Source organism: Phormidium sp. CCY1219, from assembly GCF_055795085.1.
Genome location: NZ_JAYFEQ010000287.1, coordinates 1 through 24,481 on the forward strand (window position 1 = coordinate 1; position 24,481 = coordinate 24,481).

The window sequence follows — 24,481 nt, forward strand, 5'->3', positions numbered from 1 at the left end:
TTTTTTCCACCGATCGCGTGGTGGTGGTGAAATATAGCAGGTCTGTTGCTTGATGCGATCCGCAGCCGAATAGTCCCCACCGCGTTTGCACCTCCGAGGTAAAAAATTCGTTACCTCACTCATATGAGAACTGCTATAAGCAAGGGTGCAAATTATTTTGCTATTGAGGGGGAGGCGGAGCCTCGGTAGGGGGTTCCCAGGCGGGAGCCTAGGAACGAGTTAAAACGAGTTAAACGAGTTAAACTGCTTTTTTATTCCATTTTTTTTCATGCTGGAATGATGCTAAAAATCGGGAGAGACCGGGTACTGTGGTGTGCTGACAGGGGGTGGTTCGCTTGCAGGGAGATGGACTGCCGGGGAGGCGCAGAGGCGGGGAGGGTTGCCCAGGAGCCGGAGAAAGAGGGAAACGAACTGGGCGAGCAGCGCTGGCAATTGTTAGGAAAACCTGTAAATCGGCGCGATCGCGAAAAATCCCGATAAAATAAATCTGCTGTACGTTTGGTGCAACTGCCTATCCATGTCTGCAATATCAAGCGCTCCGTTTCCGCCAGAAGAAATAGCAGCCGAAGGGTTAAAACCCGAAGAATATGAAGAAATCGTCAAACGGCTAGGGCGTCATCCCAACAAAGCCGAATTAGGAATGTTCGGCGTCATGTGGTCGGAGCATTGCTGCTACAAAAACTCCCGACCCCTGCTCAAACAATTTCCCACCACAGGCGATCGCATCCTAGTCGGACCGGGGGAAAATGCCGGCATCGTAGACTTGGGAGACGGAGTGCGCCTTGCCTTTAAAATCGAATCCCACAACCATCCCAGCGCGATCGAACCCTATCAAGGAGCCGCCACCGGGGTCGGCGGGATTCTGCGCGACATCTTCACAATGGGCGCGCGTCCGATCGCCGTCTTGAATTCCCTGCGCTTCGGGTCCCTCACCGATGCCCGCACCCGCCGGATTTTCGAGGGCGTCGTCGCCGGCATCAGCGGCTATGGCAACAGCGTCGGCGTACCCACCGTAGGCGGCGAAGTTTACTTCGACCCCGCCTACACCGGCAATCCCCTGGTCAACGTCATGGCCCTAGGCATCATGGAAACCCCAGAAATCGTCAAATCTGGGGCATCCGGCATTGGCAACCCAGTGCTTTACGTCGGGTCCACCACCGGCAGAGATGGCATGGGCGGCGCGAGTTTCGCCAGTGCCGAACTCACCGATAAATCTGCCGACGATCGCCCCGCCGTGCAAGTGGGCGACCCCTTCCTGGAAAAATCCCTGATCGAAGCCTGCCTAGAAGCCTTCAAAACCGGCGCAGTAGTAGCCGCCCAAGATATGGGAGCGGCGGGCATTACCTGCTCCACCTCAGAAATGGCCGCCAAAGGCAACCTGGGCATCGAACTCGATTTAGATTTAGTCCCGGTCCGCGAAACCGGCATGGTACCCTACGAATTCCTGCTCTCGGAATCCCAAGAAAGAATGCTCTTCGTCGCCGAAAAAGGTCGCGAAGGAGAACTGATCGATATCTTCCACAAATGGGGACTGCATGCCGTAGTCGCCGGCAAGGTCATCCCAGAACCTCGGGTGCGAATTCTCTATCACGGGCAAGTCGCCGCCGATGTACCTTCCACCGCATTAGCTGACGATACGCCGATTTATCATCGAGAAGTGCCCCGCGAAGCGCCAGAGTATGCGAAAAAAGCCTGGGCCTGGACCCCGGATGCGCTGCCCCCTTGCAATCCAGGGGGAATCGAACTCTCGGGGGGGCAAACCAGTTGGAATGATATCCTGCTGCAATTGTTAGATACCCCCACGATCGCCTCGAAGCGGTGGGTGTACCGACAATACGATCGCCAAGTGCAAAACAACACCATGATGATTCCCGGCGGTGCCGATGCGGCGGTGGTGCGCTTGCGTCCGCAAGAGTTTTCCGCCCCTACGGGGATTTCCGGGGCAGCCGCCACGGGAGATACCGCCACGCCCTACACCCGTGGGGTCGCCGCTACGGTGGATTGCAATGCCCGCTACGTTTATCTCGACCCTTATGAAGGGGCAAAGGCAGTGGTGGCAGAAGCGGCGCGCAATCTCAGTTGTGTGGGTGCCTTACCGGTGGCGGTGACGGATAATCTGAATTTCGGCAGTCCGGAAAAACCGGTGGGGTACTGGCAATTGGCGTCCGCTTGTCAGGGCATTGCTGAAGCTTGCGGGGAATTTGGTACCCCGGTGACTGGGGGGAATGTGTCCCTGTACAACGAAACTCTGGATGCTAATGGGAATCCGACGCCGATTTATCCCACGCCGGTGATTGGCATGGTGGGGGCGATCGCTTCCCTCGAACGCATCTGCTCTCAAGGATGGCACAGCGTCGGCGATACGATTTATTTGTTGGGATTGCCGGTGAGTTCTCAATTGCCTCACCTGTCTCTGGGGGGTTCGGAATATTTGGCGGGGGTTCACGGTTTGGTGGCCGGCAAACCGCCTCGGGTGGATTATGATTTGGAACGGCAGGTCCAGGAGGCTTGTCGCTATGGCATCGCCCAAGGATGGGTGCGATCGGCTCACGATTGTGCGGAAGGCGGATTGGCGGTTGCCCTGGCGGAAAGCTGCATTGGCGGCAATTTGGGAGCGGCGATCGCTTTGTCGCTCCAAGGGGGAGATAAGGAAAGCGAAACCGCATCATCAGAAATCCAAAACTCGACCCAACGCTGGGATGAAATTTTATTCGCCGAAGGCGGTGCCCGAATTGTAGTCTCTGTATCGTCGCATCATGTGGCAATTTGGGAATCTTATCTACAGAAACAGTTAGGGGAAAATTGGGAAAAAATTGGCCGTGTCGAAGGATCCGATATGGGTTTACGGGTTCTTACGGTTGATAACCTTCCCTTAATCAAGGTTAGTATGACAGTGATGAGCGATCGCTGGTCTAATGCCATCGAACGCCGCTTGTCTGCAAACCCGGACATTCCCCGTCAATCGACTATACCCAACAGGAGCGAAGCCGAAGCATGATTTCCAATCATCCCCAGCCCTCTGACGCGCAATCGAAAAATATTGTCAATGGCGACCCAGACGAAAGCACCACTGCCGACATTTCACCCCTTCCGGATAAACCAGAAGAAGCTTGTGGCGTGTTTGGGGTGTATGCTCCGGGCGAAGATGTGGCAAAACTGACCTATTTTGGGTTGTATGCTCTGCAGCACCGGGGTCAGGAATCTGCCGGGATTGCTACCTTCGATCGCAATCGTCAGGTGCATCTACATAAAAATATGGGGTTAGTGTCCCAAGTTTTTAACGAAGAAATTCTGGAACGCTTGCCCGGGGACTTGGCGGTGGGACATACCCGCTATTCCACCACCGGATCTTCCCGGGTGCTGAACGCTCAACCGGCAGTGGTGGACACCCGCTTGGGAGCTTTAGCACTAGCACATAATGGCAATCTTGTCAATACTGCGAACCTGCACCACAAGCTCACGGCGCAGAATTGCAATCTAGTGACAACGACGGATTCGGAAATGATCGCGATCGCGATCGGGTTGGAAGTAGACAAGGGCAAAGATTGGCTAGATGCCACTATCAGCGCATTTCAACAGTGCGAGGGAGCCTATAGTCTGGCGATCGCAACTCCCCAAGGGGTCATGGGAGCCAGGGACCCCCACGGCATCCGTCCCTTGGCGATCGGCTTTTTCAATACCCACCCCAAACGCTATGTCCTCGCCTCGGAAACCTGCGCCTTCGATATCATCGGTGCCGAATACCTCCGCGATGTGGAACCGGGCGAACTGGTTTGGATTACTGAGGAAGGTCTCGCCTCGTTTCACTGGAGCCAAAAACCACAGCGCAAACTCTGTATCTTCGAGAAGATTTATTTCTCTCGCCCCGATAGCATGATGAATGACGAAACCCTGTATAGCTATCGCCTGCGGATCGGACGCCAACTGGCCCGGGAATCTCCCGCCGATGTGGATATCATCGTCGGCGTGCCAGACTCCGGTATCCCCGCCGCGATCGGGTTCTCTCAAGAATCGGAAATCCCCTACGCGGAAGGATTGATCAAAAATCGTTATGTGGGACGCACGTTTATCCAACCCACCCAAAGTATGCGCGAATCCGGTATCCGCATGAAACTTAACCCCCTCAAAGATGTCCTCGTCGGCAAGCGCGTCTTGATGGTGGATGACTCTATCGTGCGCGGTACCACGAGCTATAAAATCGTTAAAGCCCTGCGCGATGCCGGTGCCACGGAAGTTCACATGCGAATTTCTTCCCCCCCCGTCACTCACCCCTGCTTCTACGGTATCGATACCGATACTCAAGATCAGCTCATCGCCGCCACACAATCCGTGGCCGAAATTAAGGCGAAAATCGGCGTCGATTCTCTCGCCTATCTCAGTTGGGAGGGAATGCTAAACGCCACCAACGAAGACCCGAATAGTTTCTGTTCGGCTTGTTTTACCGGGGATTACCCCATCTCTATCCCAGATAATGTCAAACGCTCTAAACTGATTCTGGAAAAAATGGCCAAGGCGTAAACTCGCATCGGTCAATGGGTTAAATTGAGAATTAAGAATTAAGAATTGAAAAAACAGTTGTTAGATAATTTCTGAATTCTTAATTCTTAATTCTTATTTTTTGGTCGGCCCGAGATAGGTGGTTAAATACGGAGAAAATACTTCGTAAATTAATGTCAAGGGCTTTTTTCGATGCCAAAATAAGTAATGCCTTCCCCAAAACGGTCCAGGTTCGCCAAAGGCTTTTTCTAACGCTTCTGAATCACCGTAGTGAATCCCTTGTACGTCTCGATAGAGTTCCGTGTGCAAGCGCGAAAGACTCTCCCAAATCGGAATAGAACGGTTTTGTAAATACTCGTCCACGTGACTCGCCTCCCACCAAGAAACGGCATAGGCTAACCGCTGCCCGGATTCTGTGCGTAGCCACACCTGTCGCCGCAGTCTCGGGCCGGGCACCGAGGCGATCGGATCCGGCGCGCCATCAGCGCTCATGCCAATCGGAGACATATCGATTACATCCACTTCCGTCTGCTTTCTCGTAAGCAGTTTCAGGTGACGAGTGGGGGAACCGTCTCCAAGCAATAAAATCTGCCACGCCGGCGCAAGGCGATCGTGGGGAAGTCCCTCCCGCACCACCTCCTCCCCTCCTTCCCAAATCGGGTTGAGGGCATACCAGCTTTTGGGTAGGGTCGCAGAATCTGTCGTTCTCGATGTTGCACTCAAGGGTCTTAACATAACTTAACGCCTAGTTCATCATAACGCCCTTTGTCAATCGCTTTGCGTCCCTTAACTCCCCAATAGCAAGCAAATCCCATCCCCTCCATTCTCAGCGCATCATTTCCCTCCCGCAATGCTACAGAAATTATCCCTGATTCGCGCAGAAAAATTAACCCCCACCAAATACTTCCCCCGACGCAAAATATGGTATCATAAAAACTTTATATAGCAACTTTAGCGGATGACACAAAAAACCAATATCGCAGAACAACTCGGGCGTTTGTTTGAAGTCGGATTTAATATCGGCATTCTTGCCTATATAGACCGATACGCCATCTCCCACCATTTCGCAGACAAATATCGGCAGGATTTGCAACAACTGCAACTCCGGAAAATTGCCAAGCGCATTGTAAAAGACAGCAAACTCATCGAATTAAAAAATATCGATATCGTCCAACAATGGAGCCGATTTTTTATTCAAAAAGGCTTTCTGGCAGGGTTGAACTTTTTCCGCGAGTACCTGCATTCGATGGGATTGCAAGAAAAGCAGCTCAAACGGTTAGAAATTCTCTACTATCAGTGCAGTTTTTCTGGAGAAAACAGCATCGGCACCTACAGCAAAGCCGCACAGAAGGAATATGAGGCATTATTATCTCAGTTTGGCGAAATCAATCATCGCGATCGCATAATTAACCAATACGCAAAAAAAGGCGAATTTCTCAGATCCGATACCTTGATGCTCCTGCGCTATCGTCAGCAGTTTCGCATTCTCTGCGTGGATTTATCTATCTTTTCGGTCAAATCTGCCGAAGATATCTTAGCGTTAGATAATGTAGAAGTGATGCGGCAATTATTGATGAGCGAATTGAGCTATCTGCGCTCGAAAAGTGTATTTTCCAAGCTGCGGATCGACACGGGAACGACGCCGGAACTGGGGGTGGATTTTTCCAAAGACCTCCGACAATATTTTACCGCATTTAAGCGCCAAGATAAAGAAAGTACCAAATTAATTCAAGCTGCTTCCTACGCCCACAGCTTTTATAACTTTTTACAAGAAAATGCCCGATTGCCCGCTGATGCATCTGTGATGTTTAATGTAGTGGGATATAGCGATCGCAACGTCAACAGCATCGCCCTACATCCGGAAAATCTCGATGTGCTAGCCACCTGCGCTACAATTTATAAAAACGAACCCCCACAGTCAGAAATCCACCGCGCCCGTCAGCAGGTTTTGCAGCAGATTCAGCGAAGTGCGGCGCGCAGTTTTAACAATGGCAAAACCTTGGTGAATGCTTTATCGGAAAAACCTTTAGCAGAAAAGGGCGATCGCATCACCCAGGTGGTTCATCAAGAATGCATTGCCGACTTTTTCAACTCCCTGGGAACCATTTCCCCAGAATTAGCCGCCCAGTTGCAAATTCCACCCGGGTTAACCCTGCGAAATGCTCATGCGGAACTAATTAAAAAATCCCTGGTTTCTTCAGATACCTATCTCTTTTTAACCGGGAATCCCGGAATTGGCAAAACTACCGCGATCGCCAACTTCCTGCAAGCACACACCAACGAAGGCTTTTTATTTTTCTACGTCAGTCCGCGCAAACAAGTCAACCTGGATATTATCGAAAAATTCAAATCGCCGCAAACGGGACAATTCTCCGACGATCGCTTATTTTCCCTGACCACTAATTCGGTGATTATTCAAGACAACAATGGGCGTCCGACGCTTCACTATCAGTCTAATCAACGGCAAAATAATTTTACCGCCAATACCCTCCAATTTATTAACGCCGCCAATGTCAATCCCGCGAATATGCACCAGAATTCTACCCGATTACAGCAAATTACCGAGGATAGGTTTCGCGATCGCGGTCAGCGTTGCGCCGGAGTAATGAAGACAATTTGCGAGGGAATTCATACCGCGATCGCCGACAACTTGTCCAACACTATTATCGCCACCGTTTCCATTCAGTCCTTGCGCGTCACTCCCAACGGAAGAAACACCCTAGACCACTTAACAAATATCTTTAAATCTGCCTACAACAGCAGAGATAACCGAGTCATTCCCGCAAAAATACGCCAAATTTCCCAGCGCATTAAGCATATTTTTATCATGGTAGATGAAATCACCGGCGACGATAGCGGCGCATCGTTTTTAAGCGGAATTGACAAGTGGTTGCACCAATATCAACTAACCGACCCACAGCATGGATTCAATACGAAAGTCATTGTCGCCGATGCTTCGATTGTAGACCCGGAAGTTATCCATCAGCATCTTTCGGAAACCTCACCAGAACCGGATAAAATTTATTTTCGCCTCGCAAAACAACCTGCTGCATCACTTTCAATGCAACCGTTTCAGTTTAAGCAAAAGCAAAAGTTAGGCGCAAGGGTGATTAATGCCAACTCTTATCCGGCGCGAAGTTTGCAAGTCACGTATAAGGTGTTTTTCCAATGTGTGAAATTTAAACCGACACTGTTTCAAGCAAAAGAAAAACCGTTAATTCAAGCAGTACAACGGAAAATTACGGAAGATATTCTCGGGTTGTTAGATAATCCCGCAGCAGGTCAACTGTTGGTGTACGTTCAGGATAAACGGCGGTTGCAAGAACTCATCGAAACTATTCGCGATCGCCGCCAGCAGTTCGATCCGGATGTGCATTATTTGGAAATTCACGCCAATCTCTCGGAAGCGGAAAAACGCAAAATCCAATACTACAAACAAGAGGTACAAGTGGTGTTTATGACCTCTTCCGCCAGTCGCGGGTTGTCGTTTCCCAAAGCAAAGCACATTCTGGTGGAAATTCCCCGCTTTCAAATCGAACGCAACCTGATGGAGGTGATTCAGGTGATTTATCGGGCGCGGGGAGAATATTGGGAGGATGGTAATGTTAAAACTCTGGACAATGAGGACAAGTTTCTGTGTTTTTATTTATGCGATCGCGCCATTTATTACCCGAAAACGCTGGAAATGTCTGAGGATAATTACGCCCAAGAGCGAAAAATTTCTCTGCAAGAAAGCATCCTCAGCATGTTGAATATTCTGCTAATTTTGAAAATTTCGATAATGACCCGGATTTGGGGCGCGGGACGTTTGGGAAGAAAAGACTGTTTGATGATTCCCATCGGGGGTAAATCGGTTTCCGCCGCCGGAACCACCTTTACCGGGCAAATGACGAATTTAATTCGAGAATTGAAAAACGAGTATCGTCGCAAACCGAGTCATAAAATTTTACGGGATGTGTTTAGCAGTTTGCAAGGAATTCTCGAAACAGCAGAATTCCTGTTAATTCAGGAGAAAAAAGCATCAGAAAATCAGTGTGTTTCTTATCTGTCGTTGCGAAAAGATTTCCAGCGCGAATTTGCCAATTTCGGAGGTTCCCTGGATCGGTTATTGGCATTTGGCAATTTGGAAGCGGGTCATCTGACGGGGAATTTGCTCGTGGTTCCGATAAAACAGCGTTTAGAAGAAATATACGAAATTCGTTTGGAACAGCAGATTAGAAGGTATGCGAATCGCCAACTGCTGGAAAAAATGAATAAGATTAGCCGAAGTCCGCAATATGCGGAAAATCTGCGATCGGGAATTCGAGACGGGGCGATGGAGTTGGTGAAGTTACTCGAAGGACAATGCGATCGCACCCAATGGTTCGAACAGTACAGCGAAAACAGCGATCGCTATTATGCTTTACCGTTATTTGCCTTAGTTAAACCTAACGTACTGAGCGAATATTTTAAGACCAATCCCCACGAGGAAGAAGACAGGGAATTTCGAACCCTACTCTCTCGGTATGTTTATTCCCTTTATCCCTCTTACGACATACTTCCCATTGGGCGAAAATATCGCGAATTTCCCTTCCTGATTTTTAGAAGTTACAGCTTAGCACAACTGCGGGAAAAAATGTTTACCGATAAGTATTTGCTGAATTCTTCCGAGTTAAATGTGCTAAACCTAATTTTAGCTAAAGAGTCGCGAGATTAACCGCTTTTTTTACATTGATTCCGGCGAATATGATATAATACAAATCCGGGTTGCAAACCTTTCTTTAAATAGTGGGTTGGATTCCATGCATTTCGGTGCGTGACCCCCCGAATTGGAGCGGGGGACATTGCACAACCGCATCCCGGGGGTCACACACCCTACCCTGGATCGTTTTAATCCATGCATTTAGTCGATAAAAAAAGGATTTTGATGCTAAAATCAGCGCAACTTGTCCGGCGTTACCGGATAGCGTTGTTCTAATTTTTTCACGAGGTAAAGTAAGGCGGAATAGAGGATTAAGATTTCCCCCAGGGTTTCAAATCCTTCCTCTAGGGCGACTCTGACTTTATCCGCAAAAAACGCCACAAATGTGCGATTGGGGAAAAACAAGGACAGGAGGGGTTGCAAGAAGAATGTATTTGAAAATTTCCCAGAAAAATGCCCCAAAAATCGCGATCGCCAGTCCCGCTATACCGATTAGCATGCAAGTGCGGGAAAAATACCAGACCGATTTAAAATCTCGGTAAAACCCGATGCCTACCATGACAATTAACGAACTATAAATCACAATCCAGTATTTCGTTCCCACAATGGGAATTAAACTATGAAATCCCAGATGCAGTTTGAACAGTTCGTCCAATCCGGCGTAAAAAATCAAAGCGGCGATCGTTAGCCAAAAACGGCGCGTCGGACGTTCGGAAGGGGTTCTCGGTACCCAAGCTAACCCGAAAAAAATCAAGCTAATCGACAGAATAATCAGCGCTTGAAATACCGTGGAAAAGGTCATGCGACCATCCATATCAAAGAAGGAAAACGGTTGTCGCGTCAGCAAAATACTGCCGAGATAAATAATGATAATGCCAATTTCCAAGGCGATCGCAGTGCCGATCGCCACATCGATCGCGCGTTTCAGGATTTTCGGATTTACGTTCATGGGTGGAAATAATCGTAAATTTCTTGTGCCAGACGCGGCCCAATTCCGGGTACCTCAGCGAGTTGCCCAGGAGTGGCAATACTAATATAGTCGATGGAATGAAAATGCGCCAGCAATCGTTTTTGCCGTTCAAATCCCAACCCGGAAATTTCATCCAAGCGCGATCGCCGCATTCGTTCTGTGCGTTGTTGGCGGTGAAATGTTACGGCAAATCGGTGCGCTTCGTCGCGCAACCGTCGCAACAATTGCACCCCAGGTCTATCCGGATCCGCATTCACGGGCAAAGATTCTCCCGGTTGGAAGACCTCCTCACGCTGTTTCGCTAAACTCACCACCGCTACATCCGAGAGCAGATCCATCTCCCGCAGCACTTCCACCACCGCCGAGAGTTGACCTTTTCCCCCATCGATCGTTACCAGATCCGGCATCTCGGCCCTGGGGTCGATTTGCCCGCTTTCCTGCTTGCTTTTTGCCGCCTCCCGGAAGCGACGACGGATGACTTCGGCGAGACTGGCAAAGTCATCGGAATGACCCGATCGCACTTCTGGATTGCGGATTTTGTAGCGACGATAGTGCTGCTTGGCGCTCATACCATCCAGGAACACCACCCGCGACGCCACCGCATCCGACCCCTGTACGTGAGAAATATCGTACCCTTCCAGACGACGGGGCAATTCCGGCAAATCCAGCATTTCTGCTAAATCTTGCATCGCTTCGGTATTGCGATCGCTCAGTCGTTTCATCCGCGCTAATTCGTAGTCGGCATTCTTTTCCACCATCTCAATTAATTCAGCTTTGCTTTGCCGTTGTGGCGCAAAAATCGCCACTTTTCGACCTTTGCGATCGCTCAACCAATCCCCTAACATTTCCGCCTCGGGTAACTCATACTGCACCAGAATTTCCGTGGGAATTTCCACCGACTCCACATTCTGATAGTGCTCCTCTAAAACCCGCTGCAAAATTAACCCCAATTCTGCCACTTTTTCCCCGGCATTTTCTCCCCTCAACTCCATCTCATCCCCCGGATTTGTGGCAGAAGTCGTCCCGCATTCCGCCACAAATCCCAACCGTCCCACCAATTGGCCGGCCCGAATTTGAAATAACTGCACGCAAGCGCGATCGCCATCACTTGCTAGGGCGATCGCATCCCGAGACACCGTATCCGAAGGCAAAGAAACTTTTTGTGCCGCATTCAACGACTTTAACCCAGCAATGCGATCGCGAATCTTCGCCGCCTGTTCAAAATTTAACGCCGCCGCCGCCGCTTCCATTTGCGCGGTTAATATCTCGATTAATTCCTCCGTTCGACCTTGAAACACCATCGCCACTTTTTGCACGATTTGCCGATACTCTGCTGGCGAAATCAACGCTTGACAAACCCCCGGACAGCGCCCGATATCGTAGTTCAAACAGGGACGGTCTTTAAACAAGGGTTGGGGACGCTGGCGCAACGGAAAAATGCGCTTGACTAAATTCACGGTACTCCTCAATACTCCTGCATCTACATAAGGGCCGTAATAGCGGTCTTTTGCACTGCTGCGTTTGCGCTTGCGGGTGATAAAAATTCGCGGATAGTCTTCCGACCAAGTAATGCACAAATAGGGATATTTTTTATCATCTTTCAGCAATACGTTAAAATACGGTTGGTGCTGCTTCACTAGGTTGGCTTCCAGTGCTAACGCTTCCGCTTCAGTATCGGTGACGATGAATTCGATATCCCCTACCTGCTGCACCATCATGGAAATTCGCGGACTCAAAGGTTGGGAAGCGCGGAAATAAGACCGCACCCGAGAACGCAGTTTTTTCGACTTGCCAATATAAAGGATGCGATCGCTGGCGTCTCGCATCAAATACACCCCCGGATCCGGCGGGATTTCTTGCAGTCGCTGTTCCAGGCGATCGGGGTTTTTCAGCAGCGGTTCGGTTTGGCTAGATTGCATCACCATCAGTTGTTAATTTACCAATTTTCAAGGTTTTTTTTACCCTCCAGGCTTCTGGTTCTATTTTAGCAAATCCACCCCAGCGGCAACCGGGCGAAAACCCCTTGCGCCTCGGCTGCTTTTTCAGGTAGGCTGCAAATTGTAGTCAACTGCACTTGACAACGGCGTTTTTTCTGCTAAAGTCTATTTAAACTGGGTAAATTTGCGGCTCAAAAGGAACCCTGGCCAATGACCAATGACCTAGACCAATCCAAAAAACAACGCCCTACAGGACCTTGGGGAATCGGGGCAACAATTGGATTTTCTGTAGTGGTGGCGATCGCCTACTTACTCACTCAAGTTGCCGTATCGATTTTATTCCTCGTTTTGAGTGTAGATACCCTCGGGGATATTAATGCAGAAAAACTGCAAAGCTTATCGGAAAACGGATTGTTAAATACCTTAGCTTTTATTGCCTCTGGCACTGTGGGACTCGGGTTAACCTGGTGGTTTGCCAAGATGCGAGAAAATTATCCCGTGGAAGAGTATTTGAGCCTGAAAAAACCAAACCCCAAACAACTGGGAAAATGGCTGTTAATTATCCTCGCCTTTCTCCTCGCCTCTGACGCCCTCACCTATTTTTTCCCTCCTCCCATTGTCCCGGAATGGACCGTCAAACTTTACCAAACGGCGGGCTTTCTACCGTTATTATATTTCGCCGTGGCGATCGTCGCACCCATTTTTGAGGAAATTTTCTTTCGCGGCTTTTTATTTGAGGGATTTCGCGCCTCTCCCTTGGGAAATACCGGCGCTTTAGCCATTTCTGCACTGAGTTGGGCGATCGTTCACCTGCAATATGACGCCTACTATATTTTTATCATCGCCATCTTCGGGCTAATTCTCGGCTATGCGCGGCTGAAAACCCAGTCGATTTACGTTCCCATCGCCATGCATGGGCTAAATAATTTAATCGCCCTCATCGAAACCGCAATTTACTTACAATTCTTCGCTCAATAATCTTATAAAACCCCCACCCTTCGTGACTCTGGAAAAGGGGAAAATGCGGGTTCAATCTAGCTATATATATGGCGGCACAGATTCCCACAGTAAAATAGTAACCCACCAACGTGCTTTTGTCAACCGCAAATTCCAGAAAGGCTAAAAATGACCGCCTTTAGCCCACTTTCGGAAGACTGGTAGGCGGGGAAATCCCCACCCTCTCCTAGGTTGAGCGTAATTCCCGACCCATTGCGTAACTCCTATGTCAAAAAAATCTATCATAATAAAACAGTAAGCAAAAACAGCACCAAGGAGGGTTATTTTGGTTCAAACCCCACAATCGCCAGCGATCGCCAATCTAGAAACCCCGCAAGAATGGGACTTGTCGGACCTTTACCAAAGCTTCGACGACCCCCAACTCCATCAAGATTTAGATAGCCTCCAACAACGCGCCGATGAGTTTCGCCGCGCCTATCGGGGGAAAGTAGCCGCACTCAACCCGCAAGACATCGCCAATGCCTTGCGCCAACTCGAAAGCATCGGGCAAAAATCCGGCTACGTTTATGCCTATCCGTCCCTGATTTTTGCCGCCGATACCCGCAACAGCGAAGCAAAGCAATTTCTCGATAAAGTCATGGAAGCCCTGACCGAAATCGAGAACCAACTGCTATTTTTCGACCTAGAACTACAGCAAATTACTGAAGATAAATTCCAGGGCTTACTCGCCGCCCCAGAATTGGCAACCTATACCCATTACTTGCAGCGAATTGCCGAATTTCGCCCGCACAAACTCTCGGAAGAAATCGAACAAACCCGCAACCAAGACAGTCTCACGGGACGACAAGCCTTCATACAACTGCGATCGGTTCACCTCGGGGAACAAGAATACGAACCCGTCACCACCCCCGACGGCAAAACCTCCAGCACAGAAGCCGAACTCAGCGCCCTGCTGTTTCATCCCTCACCAGACGTGCGGTATAATGCCTACCAATCCGTGCGAAAGGTACTCAAACAGCACAACTCCCTATATGGCTTCGTGGTCAACACGATCGCCCAAGACCATCGCATCGAAAGTCAGATGCGGCGTTACCCCTCCACCTTGCACAAGCAATTGTTGGCCGATGAAGTCTCCGAATCGGTCTTCCGCGCGATTATGGAAGGCACTGCCAGTCGCTTTGAACTGTTCGATCGCTATTATAAACTCAAAGGCGAGGCACTGGGTGAAAAAATCCGCATCTGCGATATCTACGCCCCCTGGACTCGCTTAGACGAGGAACCCCTACCCCCAGTGAAATATAATGCCGGGGTGGAAACCTTGCTCGCAGCATTACAAGAATTTGACGTCAACTATGCCCGACGGGCAGAAGAATTTTTCCTGAAAAACTGGATCGATGCCAAAGTGCGACCCGGAAAGCGCGGCGGTGCCTTTTGCGCCTATTCTCACGGCAAACACAGTTATCTGCTGCTCTCCTACACCGAGGATTACAATTCCCTGTTTACCCTCGCCCACGAAATGGGACATGGACTGCACTTTGCCTGGATCGATGCCGCACAATCCTATTATAACAGCAATCCGCCCCTGGTTTTGGCAGAAATTGCCTCCACATTTAACGAACTGCTGCTGTTGGATTACCTGCTGAAAACCTCTACCGATAACAAGTCGCTGATGAAATCCCTGCTGACTCGCCAGCTAGAGGATCAGCTTAATTTGTTGTTCCGGCAAAGCACAATTAGTCGGCTAGAAATGGCAATTCACGATCGCGCCAAACAAGGCAGTTTCGATGCCCAATTCGTCAACGAGAAATGGATGGAACTCTATGGCAAACTCTGCGGCGATGCGGTGGAATTACTGCCAGAACATCAGTATGACTGGGCGCGCATCGGTCATATCTTCTTCAAACCCTTCTACTGCTATCAGTACACCGCCTCCAATATTGTCAGTTTAGCTTGCTACCAGAAATATCGGGAAATCGGCAAGGAGTTTATTCCCGGATATCTGGAATTACTGGCAGCCGGTGGCAGTCTGAATCAAGTAGAAGCCCTGCGGAAATATGTGGATGTGGATATCGAAAATCCCGAAACCATCGCCAGTGCGCTAGACTACATTGAGGGATTGTTAGATAAACTGCAAGCCAGTTTGTAAGCGATCGCGGCGAATTGTGGAAAAGTGCTAGAGCATTGGTTCGGGATTAGCGCCAATCCCAACTTTCTCCCTAGCACCGCCTGTAGGCACAGGGCGTGCCCTGTGCCCCTACATTTCATCTGCATCGCGATCGCTCGTTCCCCCAGGAGGAAACGCCTACCAGCGCTACCGCCTCTCCGGAATAAATATACTTGCATAATTGGCACCCTTACTTTTGATTGCACCCACGTTCTAGAAAGCGTCTGCTGGAGGCGATCGCCATTAAAAAACACTTAGCCCCTCGGTCTTTGAACTCGCTTTTTCTTCTTTAATCCTCCCCAAGCAATCGCAATATAACAGCTTGCTAAAAGCAAACTATTCGCCCCAATTCGCACGCTAGACTTGAGCGCTGCTAGAGTGGCGCTGGATTCGGCTTCTTGCTTGCGTTTGGCAATTTCTTTTTTCAAATTTTCCCGAATCCGTTCGATTTGTTCTTCCAAAGCCTCTGGATCTTCGCGAAACTCTTCCAACCGCGCTAATTGTTCTGCACTCAAGCCATCGCGACTGACAAAATCATTCAGATTCGGATCGTTCGACAGCAGAGCATTAATTTGGTTTTGTTGTTGTTGCAAGCGGCTTTCGAGTTGTTCTTCAGTCTGAATCGATTCTCGCTCGATTCGGGCAAAGGTTTGCGATCGCGCCGCAAAAACATTCGCGATATGTAACGGCACTAATAGCAAAAACACAATGCTAAAAATAGTAGAAATTAAAAAAATCCACGCTTTTAAATCCGACCAAGGTTTGCGCGGTGGAGAGGCTACCCCGACGATATTCTCAAACGCATAGCCGGCAAATACCAACCCCATTCCGAGAAGGGGAACGATACCCCGTTCCACAAACTCCGTGGTCATTCTCACCCGCCAGTCCACTTCTCCCAGTTGTAGGGGAATCGGTAGCATTATATAATCGATCGCCGACACTAAAATTAACACCAGCCCCGCTAATTTTAGCACTTGGGCAGCTCTCAGGGAAATTTGCGTAGGATTGGTTGCTTTCATCTCTAATTGACCCAAATAGTTGTTTCCTTTATAGCAAGCTTCAATCGTTGCAACGCCGACTCGAACGCCCAGAAGCCCCCACCCTGAAGGATTTAACCCCCTTCCGAACCCGATCGCCGCCGCCGATGGACAATACACCCTGCACCGAGTCTACCCCCTGACGCGATCGGAAGAAAACTGCCCAGGCGATCGCTTCTGTGGTAATTCCCCGGCGCGATCGCTTCATCCCCCACAGCCCTTTTCCCACCTCCCCGCGCCAAACGCTCTCTGGATCCAACAAAAACCACCCCTGCCCTCCCTGGCGATATGGGACACTTTATTTTTAATGGTTAAACAATCGCAATCTTTTCGTTTCCGCACCCTCGGTTTTTCCTATCGCTTCCACAACTTTACCAAAACTTCATAAAACTTCCCCCTTGTCGATCCCTTTCTTATTGATTTGACCCATTGACGAAGGGGTTTTTACTGGATAAGATGGGAACGTACAACCAGCGCAAACAACGCTCAAATTCTCCCAGACTCCACTGAGTCAGGTTCTCAATCGCCCCTGCAAAAAACTCTGGCATAACTTCCTAGAGGAATGCGATTCGGCAATCTACTCCGACGCGCAGCCTCGGCGATTGAAAAACCACTTTTGTCCGATCGAACCGAATCGGCCATTAATATTCATAACTATTGCCAGTATTTTTTTTTGAGAGATTTACCGATGAAACAAATTCTAGCCGCGATCGCAGGAGCAGCCCTCTTAGCAATGGGAACCGCAGCACCCGCCGCCAGCTTTCCCTCCTTAGGCGACGACAGCGATTCAGACCTCCAAGCTCTCATCGATGAAGGCTTGAGCTTCGAGCAACAAATCTTCGGGGAAATGATAGCTATGGATCTAAATATTACCCTCGACCAGCTTCTCGCCGAACCCACTCAAATGGATGGCTTATATGCCGGCGATAGCTATTCCGAAACCGATACGCCAAGCGGGTTGGGGGTTTACACGAAAGACGGTTGTACCGTGGATGCCGGTTGTGCGCTCAAAGCCATTGGCTTAACCCTCACCTTTAAATGTGCTGGATCCGGCACCGACCCCGAAGCGTGGGCCAACTGCGTGAAAGACAAGGACTTCGACGCCTATCTCGCCGCTTCAGCCTGTACCTACGGCAATTGTCCCGCCTTCAGCAGCGTCCCCGGCCAAAATGTCCTGACCTGCCAACAAAATCCCACCACTCCGGTACTCGCCGGCAGCAGTTTCCTCCCCTTACCCACCACCCTCAATCAAGGATCCAGCGAATCCCTGAATATCGATATCCTACAACAAGGATAGCAAGAACAAACATCCATACCTAGGGCAACGATGGATTTCCATTTTTATCTTTATTTAAGTGCAACCCACCCTGTCTTTCGGGAGGGTTTTTTTATTGCCCCGATTTGGCGCGATCGACCTCTCCCTAACAATTCCCCACCGTAGAGTGCCCTAGGAAAGCAAAGCTCTGGTGGGAAGATAACAACATGCCTTCGCAACCCTTATCCGCTGCGAAGGCATCAACCAAACAGGCGCGATCGCACCTGCTTTATTTCCTCACCAATCTAGACTTCGGCATTTTCCTTATTTGCTTTGCGCTTTTTGCTCGCCGCCAGCAAACCACCCACAGCCATTAAACCGAGCATGGTAGAAGGTTCCGGAACCGAAACCTCGGGTTGGAATCCGAAACTGTACAGTGCGCTGTGAGAAACGCCATCGGCTCTGTCAACTAACCCCGAATCTTCTCCCTGTCCGAACGCATAGAAATAATCCGTTTTGCCACCGTACTCCACCTTCACCACTTCGCTCATCTTTAACCCCGTTTCGTGATTCAGGTGTCCGGCAAGGGCAAAATTGATATAGCCATTCTCATCTTGGCTCACCGAGGCAATATTCGGGTCGCTGAAGCGTTGGAAGCCTCCTTTCATACCCCAACCGAAAAAGGCGAAGGCCTTATTCGGGGTGGGTGACACGGCTTTCAAGCCACTGTCCAAATTATTCCAAGCGGCGTCAAACCAGTCCCACTTTAAGCTCTGACCGTTGCCATCTAAATCGCTATTCCAGTCATCTTCCGTCAGACTGCTGAAGGTAATCTCTTGTCCGTTGAGCAAACCGGTGAGAGTGGTTGCATTTTGAAAGTCTGCAGTGCCGGCGTGTGTGGTGTTACCACCAAGTTCGATGTTCCCTCCACCCAAAAGAGCTTTTTGCCAATTCTGCGCCGTATTGTCGGTCAGAAAGGTGTTGGTATCGTCTGCATCATAGGTTAGATGAGTGCCATTCACTTGCGGGTCGGTCAGGCTGCCGGCCAGCGCGGGGGCGGTGCCGATCGCTCCAATACCCACTGCCACCGAGGCGGCGATCGAAAGTTTGTTGATAAGTCCTGCCATAATCTTTGTCTCCTGTAACTCCTGTCAGTTGAACGGGGTCGTCCCGGCTGCGATCGGATTGTCTCTGCTTTCTATTCTTATTAAACTCTACTTTTTTTAGTGGGGCTGCGATCGCGATCGCATCTTATTGGCGATCGAACTAAATTACTCGAGTCATGCACCCTGTGAAAACTGCTTGCCCCCTGCGCCAGCATAAATTTGGTTTAACCCATGCTTTTGCTTATCGAGACGCGCCTTCCGGCTCAACTAATCCTAGCCTATCCGAGAATTTCTTGCGTGACAATAAAGTTCTTGTAGAGTTGAATAAAGTTTTTATGAAGACTGTGCAAAGTTTCCGCCGGTGAGGGAAAAAAGGGAATTTTTTGGCGGATAATTGCCGCATATATAACGCAAACCACCGATGAGATAGCCCCATCGGTGGTTCAAACAGTGGATTTTCTTTACCTTGCCGAAGCCTGCAAAAACTCAGCGATCCGCTCCACCGCCCGTTCCAGAACCGATGGATCCTGAACCAAGGCAAATCGCACGTACCCTTCCCCAGCTTTACCAAATCCGGCACCGGGAGAGGCAGCCACCCCAGTTTGCTCCACCATTTGGGTGCAAAAAGCCACCGAATCGTTTGCCCAGGCTGACGGCAGTTTCGCCCAAACGTACATGGTAGACTGGGGCATGGGCAACTGCCAGCCGATGCGGTTGAGTGCGCCCACAAAGGCATTGCGGCGATCGCGGAAGCCTTCCACCGTCTCTTTCACCGAAGCTTGAGAGCCGCTCAGAGCAGCGATCGCCCCATTCAGAATCCCCTGATATTGGTTGAAGTCGATCGCGGCTTTCACCTGTCGCAGAGCCAAAATCAACTCCGGATTGCCAATCGCGTAGCCGATCCGCAACCCGCCCATATTGTAGGACTTGGACAGGCTAAAAAACTCGATCGAGCAGGTTTTCTGCGGATCCGCTTGCAACACCGACGGGGCAACTGCCGAGGGTTCACCTTCAAACACCAAGTCAGCGTAGGGGAAATCGTGAACCAGCACCAAGTCATGTTGCTGACAAAAAGCAACCGCTTTTTGGAAAAAGGACAACGGCGCGATCGCAGTCGTTGGATTGTGCGGATAGCTCAGCACCATCATCCGCGCTTGTTCGAGTACCGCAGGCGGAATATCCTCAAATACCGGCAAAAACCCATTGGACTCCTGCAGGGGCATCGGATAAATCTGACCGCTGGCTAAATACACCCCACCGGAATGAGAGGGATATCCTGGATCCATCAGCAGGGCAAAATCCCCAGGATTTAAAATCGCCAAGGGTAAATGGGCGGTGCCTTCCTGGGAACCGATCAGGGCCAGCACCTCGGTTTGCGGATCCACCTCAACCCCGTAGCGATTGGTGTACCAGCGTGCGGCAGCTTCCCGAAAGGCTTGGGTGCGGTGAAACAGCACGTAGCCGTGGCTTGCCGGATCCGGCAGGGAAGTGGCGATCGCCGCGATCGTGTGTTCGGCAGGGGGTTGCTTGGACGACCCCAGAGATAAATCGATGATTTCATGTCCGGCTGCTTTTGCCCTTGCCTTCGCATTATCCATATCCGCAAAGACATTAGAGCGCAGAGGTTCTAAACGTTTGGCAAACTGCATGGCTATTTACGGGGGAGAAGAGAACGGGGAAATTAAGTATCACAGGTGGGTATCGAGGAAGCTGGTGAGTCCTTGTTTGGTAATCGCCCCTTCATGGGAAGCAATCAACTGCCCGTTTTGAAACAGTCTCAGGGCCGGCACCCCTTCCACTTGGCATTTTTTTACCGCCTCTGGATTGGGATCGACTTCCAGTTTGAGGACATTCAGGCGATCGCCATATTCATCTGCCGCCCACTCCACGGAAGGCGACACCAGACGACAAGGGCCACACCAACTCGCCCAAAAGTAGGCCAATACTGGCTTTGTGGCTTTTTCTAGCTCTACATCAAATTCGCTATCGGTAATTGTTTTAATGCTGCTCATGCCACCCGCTATAAATCACTCATTACTAGATTATCTGCAAGCCGACCCCTAGATAACCCCTCGGCAGTCACAATCTCATAATTCTTAAAAAAACTTAATATTTCGCGACACTCAAGTGGCAATGGGAAACGCCTCAAGCGTTAGCTGAAAGTAACCTGGGGCAATTTGCCACCGCACAACCGCTTGAGGCGTCAAAAAATTGAAAGTAAACAACACCCTACATGTTGTTAAGTTCGTTTCGCAGGCGATCGAGTTCGTCATCCACCTCAGACTTCTGCGCGCCGCCGCCTTCTTCCGAGGCAGGTAGGGCTTGTTGCGAAGGAGAAGCCCCGCTGAGCTGGGCTTTCATCGCGCTGAGCTCGTCATCCACATCGCTGCCGGCTTCCAGTTGAGCAAACTGGTCATCCAGACTGGATCCACCAATTTCCGCCGCCGCTTGAGAGCGCGCTTCCATTTGCAACACTTTCTCTTCCATGCGCTCAAACGCCGCCATCGAACCACCGGTATTAATCGAACCCAGGGTACTTTGCAGTTGTTCGTTCGCCTTGGCAGCTTGTGCCCGCGCCTTGAGCATGTTTTTCTTCGTTTTGGCTTCAGAAATCTTGCTTTCCAAGCCGATCAGGTTGCGCTTCAGGTTTTCTACCTGATTGATTTGCCCATCGAGCTGCTCTTTCAGTGTCGCAGCAGTATCCGAGTGAGACTTTTTGCGAACCAGGGCTTCCCGGGCGAGATTTTCATCTCCTTTTTGCAGCGCAAGCTGAGCGCGCTGCTGCCACGTATTGGCTTCATTGTTGGCTTGCTCGTACTGTTTCTGAGTGCGTTTTTGGTTAGCAATGGCACTGGCAACAGCTTGGCGTAGCTGCACCAAGTCTTCCTGCATATCTATAATAGATTGCTCTAGGACTTTCTCGGGGTCTTCCGCCTTGCTGACCATATCATTCAGGTTGGCTTTGACGACTCGGCTAATGCGATCGAACAATCCCATGATTTTCTGTTTCCTTTTCGGGTTTACAAGATAATTCCTAGCTTCTGGCCGACGGCCTTCTACTATTAATGTACTCGCTGGCAACGAGAAAGTAACAACGCTCTCCCGGGTTGGCGCGGTTCATGCACGCAGATTTTCCGAAGGCGGGCGATCGCTCCGGTTGCAGCAGAAGAGTTCTGCTCGTTTCAACACTTCATCGCCTCCTCGGTTGCGCCCGAAATATTTCAGCTACAGCGATCGCGCTGGTGGGCGTTTCGGTCCGAGGGGACACAGGGGCGGTAGATGCAGCAACATCAGGAATAGAGCGATTGTTGGGGCTGGAGACTTGCGCGGGTCAAGTCAGTTTAAACAGTTTCAGTGTCAGATAAATATGATATTCTAGTATGTCTTTGCGCTTTAATTATAGGCAACTTTACGCTAAAACGTCACCCATAGCGATCGCCGCTACCGTTCTACCACCCCGGGAGTGACCACCGAGGCAAGTTTTCCCCACCAGTGGCCCGCCCCTGAGTGCGGGGGGAAGGAAACCCGCCCCGTCACGAGTCTTCCATTTCCGATCGCAGTTTTTCCAATTCTCCTTCGATTTCGGGATCTTTCCCCCCAGAAGCAGATCCGGTCAATTGCCCTTGGGTTTGGCTACCGCTGAGCATTTCTTCTTTCATCGATGTCAGTTCATCCTCCACCGCCCCACCGGATTCGAGAGAGGCAAATTTGCGATCGAGATCGTCGGTTCCAAGTTCGGCAACTGCCTCAGAACGCGCTTCCAGTTGCATGACTTTTTCTTCCATGCGCTCAAACGCCGCCATTGCCCCACCGGTGCCTACAGTGCCTAGCATTTCATTGAGTTTCTCGGATGCTTTCGCCGATCGCGCCCGCGCCAGATAAAGGTCTTTTTTCGTCTTCGCCTCGGCAATTTTACTTTCCAACCCGCGCATATTTTGCTTCAGGTTATCCACCACTGCCGTTTGCTGGTCGATTTGCGCCTTCATCCCATTGGCAGTATCTTGGTAGGACTTGCGCCGCGTCAGGGCTTCCCTGGCCAGGTTGTCATCCCCTTTTTGCAAGGCCAATTGGGCGCGGCGATACCATTCATCTGCCGTAGACTGAGCTTGCGAAAACTGACGTTCGGTGCGTTTTTGAGTCGCGATCGCCTGCGCCACCGCTTGCCGAAGTTGAATCAGATCCTCTTGCATGTCCATGACGGTTTGTTCGAGAATCTTTTCCGGGTCTTCAGCTTTATTAATCAAACTATTAATGTTGGCGCGAATCACTCTGATGATTCGGTCAAACAATCCCATAAACAACTCCATTTTTTTCCTAGTTTGGGAGCGCTTGGCCACTCGGGGACTTCACAGACCTCGGGCGCTCTTTAATATTATGGTATCGCACAGGACACCACTGCTGGCTTACGGCTGATACACCTGAGCATTCATCCCTTGCTGGGTCATCTGCTCCACCATCATCTTCGCCGACGCCTCATCTTCAAACGCCGCCACCTGAATTTTTACCCCAATCGGAAATTCGCGCACGTAAGCATCCGGCACCACCTGCCTTGCATTCCATAAGCTCTCACTATCTTGATAATCCATCACCACATAATAAAAATTGGGAAATGATTGCGTGCTGACTGAGGCTCCCGGTGCGGGACTCGGCGCGACACTGGTGGCGGGAATCTCTCCGGCGGCATTATTTGTCGGTGCTGGCTCGGATCCTTGAGTGCTGCTGGGGGGCAAAGAATCCGCCGGCTGGGCCGACTGGGTAAGATAATCGGTGTTGAGATTGCTCAATCCCGGCGAATTGCTGGGCGTTTCCCTTGGCGCTGCCGGTGCCGGGGTAGCTTGGGAATTCACCGGCACTTCCGGAAGCCCAGTTTCCCCCACCGGTGCTGACGAGGTGGCCGGTTCTTCCTGAATCGTTCCCAACTGTTCCAAATCTAATGGCTCAAATTGCGGATCGGTTAAATCTGGTGAAATCGACTCCGGTTTGCCAGGGTCGGAATTGCTGGCACTGTCCACCGTAGTCCCACCCGCACCTACCGTGGAATTCTCCGGAGGATTGACAAGTACATAGATTAACGTGGCGCTGGCAACCACAAACAGCAACATCGAGCCGATGCCTAAAGGAGTCCACAAGCTGTTTTGGGAGGCGTCTTTGTCCTGGCGAGAACGACGCTTTGTTGCTTTGGCTTCTTGTTCGTCTAAGGTTTTGACGAGTTTTTCTGAGGATTCGAGATAATCATCCGGGGTGGCGGGTTTGAAGGTGGAAATCAAAGCGCCACTGGTTTGCTCCTTCGGGGGGTTGGATTCCGCAGAGGCACTGGCGGAGCTTTCACCCGATCGCGCGCTTAATTCGCCATTTTCGCTCTCCGGAGCGATCGCTAATCGCACCACCTTGTTAGAACCGTTGCCATTGCTCTCCCCTTTGGATTGCCCTTCCACAAATCCGGGCAGTTCGAGGGCTTTATTCGAGTTGAGCTGTGGGGGAGCCTCTAGGGGGCGATCGCTGCTGCTGTGATTCGGACTGAGGGTGATTAAATCTAAGGAGTTCTGTTGCGTGGCTTGCCAACCGTTGCGCCCTTCCCCGGGTTCGACGGTTTCGCCGCGCTTTTGGCGTCGGTATCGGGTTAATTCTGCCTCGAGCTGCACGTCTAAGCTTTCCAATACCGCTTGCAACCCGGATTTTAACCGGGGGGTTTGAGACGATGTGGAGGGGGTTGGTTTTCCTGAGTGTTGATTCATCGAAAATTAGGGTTGGTAAAGGGACGGATGGAAACCCCTGTCATTCATGCACGGGGAGGAATCCTTCCCCTTACACAAACAGCAGCCCAACAGGGCTTCAATTGAAGCAATATTGATAACCATCTTTCCCCTGTACGCGGCT

The 24,481-nt window shown here is 50.5% G+C and carries 19 protein-coding genes; 6 read left to right on the plus strand and 13 right to left on the minus strand.

Going from position 1 to position 24,481, the window contains the following annotated elements; translation table 11 throughout:
• Positions 1-517: 517 nt before the first annotated feature.
• Together purL and purF are read left to right on the plus strand one after the other, a co-directional pair.
• Complete coding sequence (purL, locus tag AC0QH1_RS04415; protein WP_324629677.1) at positions 518-2,998, plus strand: phosphoribosylformylglycinamidine synthase subunit PurL; 2,481 nt, start codon at positions 518-520, stop codon at positions 2,996-2,998.
• A complete protein-coding gene (purF, locus tag AC0QH1_RS04420) occupies positions 2,995-4,518 on the plus strand; it encodes an amidophosphoribosyltransferase (RefSeq protein WP_324629678.1) in 1,524 nt (507 codons plus the stop codon). Before purL ends, purF begins: the two co-directional genes overlap by 4 nt.
• A 93-nt stretch (positions 4,519-4,611) precedes the next feature.
• On the opposite strand, the gene AC0QH1_RS04425 is transcribed toward purF, so the two are convergent.
• Positions 4,612-5,232 (minus strand): chorismate lyase, encoded by a 621-nt coding sequence (locus tag AC0QH1_RS04425; RefSeq protein WP_324629679.1) that lies wholly within the window; start codon positions 5,230-5,232, stop codon positions 4,612-4,614.
• Between the two features lie 223 nt (positions 5,233-5,455).
• Between AC0QH1_RS04425 and AC0QH1_RS04430 the strand changes: the two genes are divergently transcribed.
• On the plus strand, positions 5,456-9,193 hold the full coding sequence (locus AC0QH1_RS04430) for a helicase-related protein (RefSeq protein WP_324629680.1): 3,738 nt from the start codon (positions 5,456-5,458) through the stop codon (positions 9,191-9,193).
• A 219-nt stretch (positions 9,194-9,412) separates the two neighbouring features.
• Here the strand turns inward: AC0QH1_RS04430 and AC0QH1_RS04435 are convergent, their stop codons facing one another.
• From AC0QH1_RS04435 to uvrC, 3 genes are read right to left on the minus strand one after another with little or no spacing between them, the layout of a single operon-like run.
• Complete coding sequence (locus tag AC0QH1_RS04435; RefSeq protein ID WP_324629681.1) at positions 9,413-9,559, minus strand: hypothetical protein; 147 nt, start codon at positions 9,557-9,559, stop codon at positions 9,413-9,415.
• Positions 9,540-10,127: a hypothetical protein gene (locus tag AC0QH1_RS04440; protein ID WP_324629682.1), complete on the minus strand. Its 588-nt coding sequence runs from the start codon at positions 10,125-10,127 to the stop codon at positions 9,540-9,542. The genes AC0QH1_RS04435 and AC0QH1_RS04440 overlap by 20 nt, the downstream gene beginning before the upstream one ends.
• Complete coding sequence (uvrC, locus tag AC0QH1_RS04445; protein WP_324629696.1) at positions 10,124-12,067, minus strand: excinuclease ABC subunit UvrC; 1,944 nt, start codon at positions 12,065-12,067, stop codon at positions 10,124-10,126. Before uvrC ends, AC0QH1_RS04440 begins: the two co-directional genes overlap by 4 nt.
• Positions 12,068-12,295: 228 nt before the next feature.
• Between uvrC and AC0QH1_RS04450 the strand changes: the two genes are divergently transcribed.
• The gene (locus tag AC0QH1_RS04450; RefSeq protein ID WP_324629683.1) at positions 12,296-13,063 is read left to right on the plus strand and encodes a CPBP family intramembrane glutamic endopeptidase; all 768 of its coding nucleotides are present in this window, start codon (positions 12,296-12,298) and stop codon (positions 13,061-13,063) included.
• 304 nt (positions 13,064-13,367) lie between these two features.
• Positions 13,368-15,188, plus strand: coding sequence for a M3 family oligoendopeptidase (locus tag AC0QH1_RS04455; protein ID WP_324629684.1), 1,821 nt, complete (start codon positions 13,368-13,370; stop codon positions 15,186-15,188).
• 272 nt (positions 15,189-15,460) lie between these two features.
• Here the strand turns inward: AC0QH1_RS04455 and AC0QH1_RS04460 are convergent, their stop codons facing one another.
• The 3 genes from AC0QH1_RS04460 to AC0QH1_RS04470 form a co-directional block, all read right to left on the minus strand.
• Positions 15,461-16,225 (minus strand): HpsJ family protein, encoded by a 765-nt coding sequence (locus AC0QH1_RS04460; RefSeq protein ID WP_324629685.1) that lies wholly within the window; start codon positions 16,223-16,225, stop codon positions 15,461-15,463.
• Between the two features lie 40 nt (positions 16,226-16,265).
• Positions 16,266-16,505, minus strand: a complete 240-nt coding sequence (locus AC0QH1_RS04465; RefSeq protein ID WP_324629686.1) for a hypothetical protein — start codon at positions 16,503-16,505, stop codon at positions 16,266-16,268.
• A gap of 151 nt (positions 16,506-16,656) precedes the next feature.
• The gene (locus AC0QH1_RS04470; RefSeq protein ID WP_324629688.1) at positions 16,657-16,791 is read right to left on the minus strand and encodes a hypothetical protein; all 135 of its coding nucleotides are present in this window, start codon (positions 16,789-16,791) and stop codon (positions 16,657-16,659) included.
• Between the two features lie 140 nt (positions 16,792-16,931).
• On the opposite strand from AC0QH1_RS04470, the gene AC0QH1_RS04475 reads away from it, so the two are divergent.
• Positions 16,932-17,540 carry a hypothetical protein gene (locus tag AC0QH1_RS04475; RefSeq protein ID WP_324629689.1) on the plus strand — a complete coding sequence of 203 codons (609 nt, stop codon included), beginning with the start codon at positions 16,932-16,934 and terminating at the stop codon, positions 17,538-17,540.
• A 263-nt stretch (positions 17,541-17,803) separates the two neighbouring features.
• Here the strand turns inward: AC0QH1_RS04475 and AC0QH1_RS04480 are convergent, their stop codons facing one another.
• The 6 genes from AC0QH1_RS04480 to AC0QH1_RS04505 form a co-directional block, all read right to left on the minus strand.
• Complete coding sequence (locus AC0QH1_RS04480) at positions 17,804-18,625, minus strand: NF038130 family PEP-CTERM protein (protein ID WP_324629690.1); 822 nt, start codon at positions 18,623-18,625, stop codon at positions 17,804-17,806.
• Between the two features lie 440 nt (positions 18,626-19,065).
• Complete coding sequence (locus tag AC0QH1_RS04485; RefSeq protein WP_324629691.1) at positions 19,066-20,253, minus strand: LL-diaminopimelate aminotransferase; 1,188 nt, start codon at positions 20,251-20,253, stop codon at positions 19,066-19,068.
• Positions 20,254-20,292: 39 nt separating this feature from the next.
• Positions 20,293-20,616, minus strand: coding sequence for a thioredoxin family protein (locus AC0QH1_RS04490; protein ID WP_324629692.1), 324 nt, complete (start codon positions 20,614-20,616; stop codon positions 20,293-20,295).
• Between the two features lie 217 nt (positions 20,617-20,833).
• Positions 20,834-21,601, minus strand: a complete 768-nt coding sequence (locus AC0QH1_RS04495; RefSeq protein WP_324629693.1) for a PspA/IM30 family protein — start codon at positions 21,599-21,601, stop codon at positions 20,834-20,836.
• 536 nt (positions 21,602-22,137) lie between these two features.
• A complete protein-coding gene (locus AC0QH1_RS04500; protein WP_324629697.1) occupies positions 22,138-22,899 on the minus strand; it encodes a PspA/IM30 family protein in 762 nt (253 codons plus the stop codon).
• A 108-nt stretch (positions 22,900-23,007) separates the two neighbouring features.
• On the minus strand, positions 23,008-24,339 hold the full coding sequence (locus tag AC0QH1_RS04505; RefSeq protein WP_324629694.1) for a hypothetical protein: 1,332 nt from the start codon (positions 24,337-24,339) through the stop codon (positions 23,008-23,010).
• Positions 24,340-24,481: the final 142 nt, after the last annotated feature.

Coding starts and splice junctions, on each gene's coding strand:
- purL (WP_324629677.1), top strand. CDS start 518: ATGTCTGCAATATCAAGCGCTCCGTTTCCGCCAGAAGAAATAGCAGCC.
- purF (WP_324629678.1), top strand. CDS start 2,995: ATGATTTCCAATCATCCCCAGCCCTCTGACGCGCAATCGAAAAATATT.
- AC0QH1_RS04425 (WP_324629679.1), bottom strand. CDS start 5,232: ATGTTAAGACCCTTGAGTGCAACATCGAGAACGACAGATTCTGCGACC.
- AC0QH1_RS04430 (WP_324629680.1), top strand. CDS start 5,456: ATGACACAAAAAACCAATATCGCAGAACAACTCGGGCGTTTGTTTGAA.
- AC0QH1_RS04440 (WP_324629682.1), bottom strand. CDS start 10,127: ATGAACGTAAATCCGAAAATCCTGAAACGCGCGATCGATGTGGCGATC.
- uvrC (WP_324629696.1), bottom strand. CDS start 12,067: ATGCAATCTAGCCAAACCGAACCGCTGCTGAAAAACCCCGATCGCCTG.
- AC0QH1_RS04450 (WP_324629683.1), top strand. CDS start 12,296: ATGACCAATGACCTAGACCAATCCAAAAAACAACGCCCTACAGGACCT.
- AC0QH1_RS04460 (WP_324629685.1), bottom strand. CDS start 16,225: ATGAAAGCAACCAATCCTACGCAAATTTCCCTGAGAGCTGCCCAAGTG.
- AC0QH1_RS04470 (WP_324629688.1), bottom strand. CDS start 16,791: ATGCCAGAGTTTTTTGCAGGGGCGATTGAGAACCTGACTCAGTGGAGT.
- AC0QH1_RS04475 (WP_324629689.1), top strand. CDS start 16,932: ATGAAACAAATTCTAGCCGCGATCGCAGGAGCAGCCCTCTTAGCAATG.
- AC0QH1_RS04480 (WP_324629690.1), bottom strand. CDS start 18,625: ATGGCAGGACTTATCAACAAACTTTCGATCGCCGCCTCGGTGGCAGTG.
- AC0QH1_RS04485 (WP_324629691.1), bottom strand. CDS start 20,253: ATGCAGTTTGCCAAACGTTTAGAACCTCTGCGCTCTAATGTCTTTGCG.
- AC0QH1_RS04490 (WP_324629692.1), bottom strand. CDS start 20,616: ATGAGCAGCATTAAAACAATTACCGATAGCGAATTTGATGTAGAGCTA.
- AC0QH1_RS04495 (WP_324629693.1), bottom strand. CDS start 21,601: ATGGGATTGTTCGATCGCATTAGCCGAGTCGTCAAAGCCAACCTGAAT.
- AC0QH1_RS04500 (WP_324629697.1), bottom strand. CDS start 22,899: ATGGGATTGTTTGACCGAATCATCAGAGTGATTCGCGCCAACATTAAT.
- AC0QH1_RS04505 (WP_324629694.1), bottom strand. CDS start 24,339: ATGAATCAACACTCAGGAAAACCAACCCCCTCCACATCGTCTCAAACC.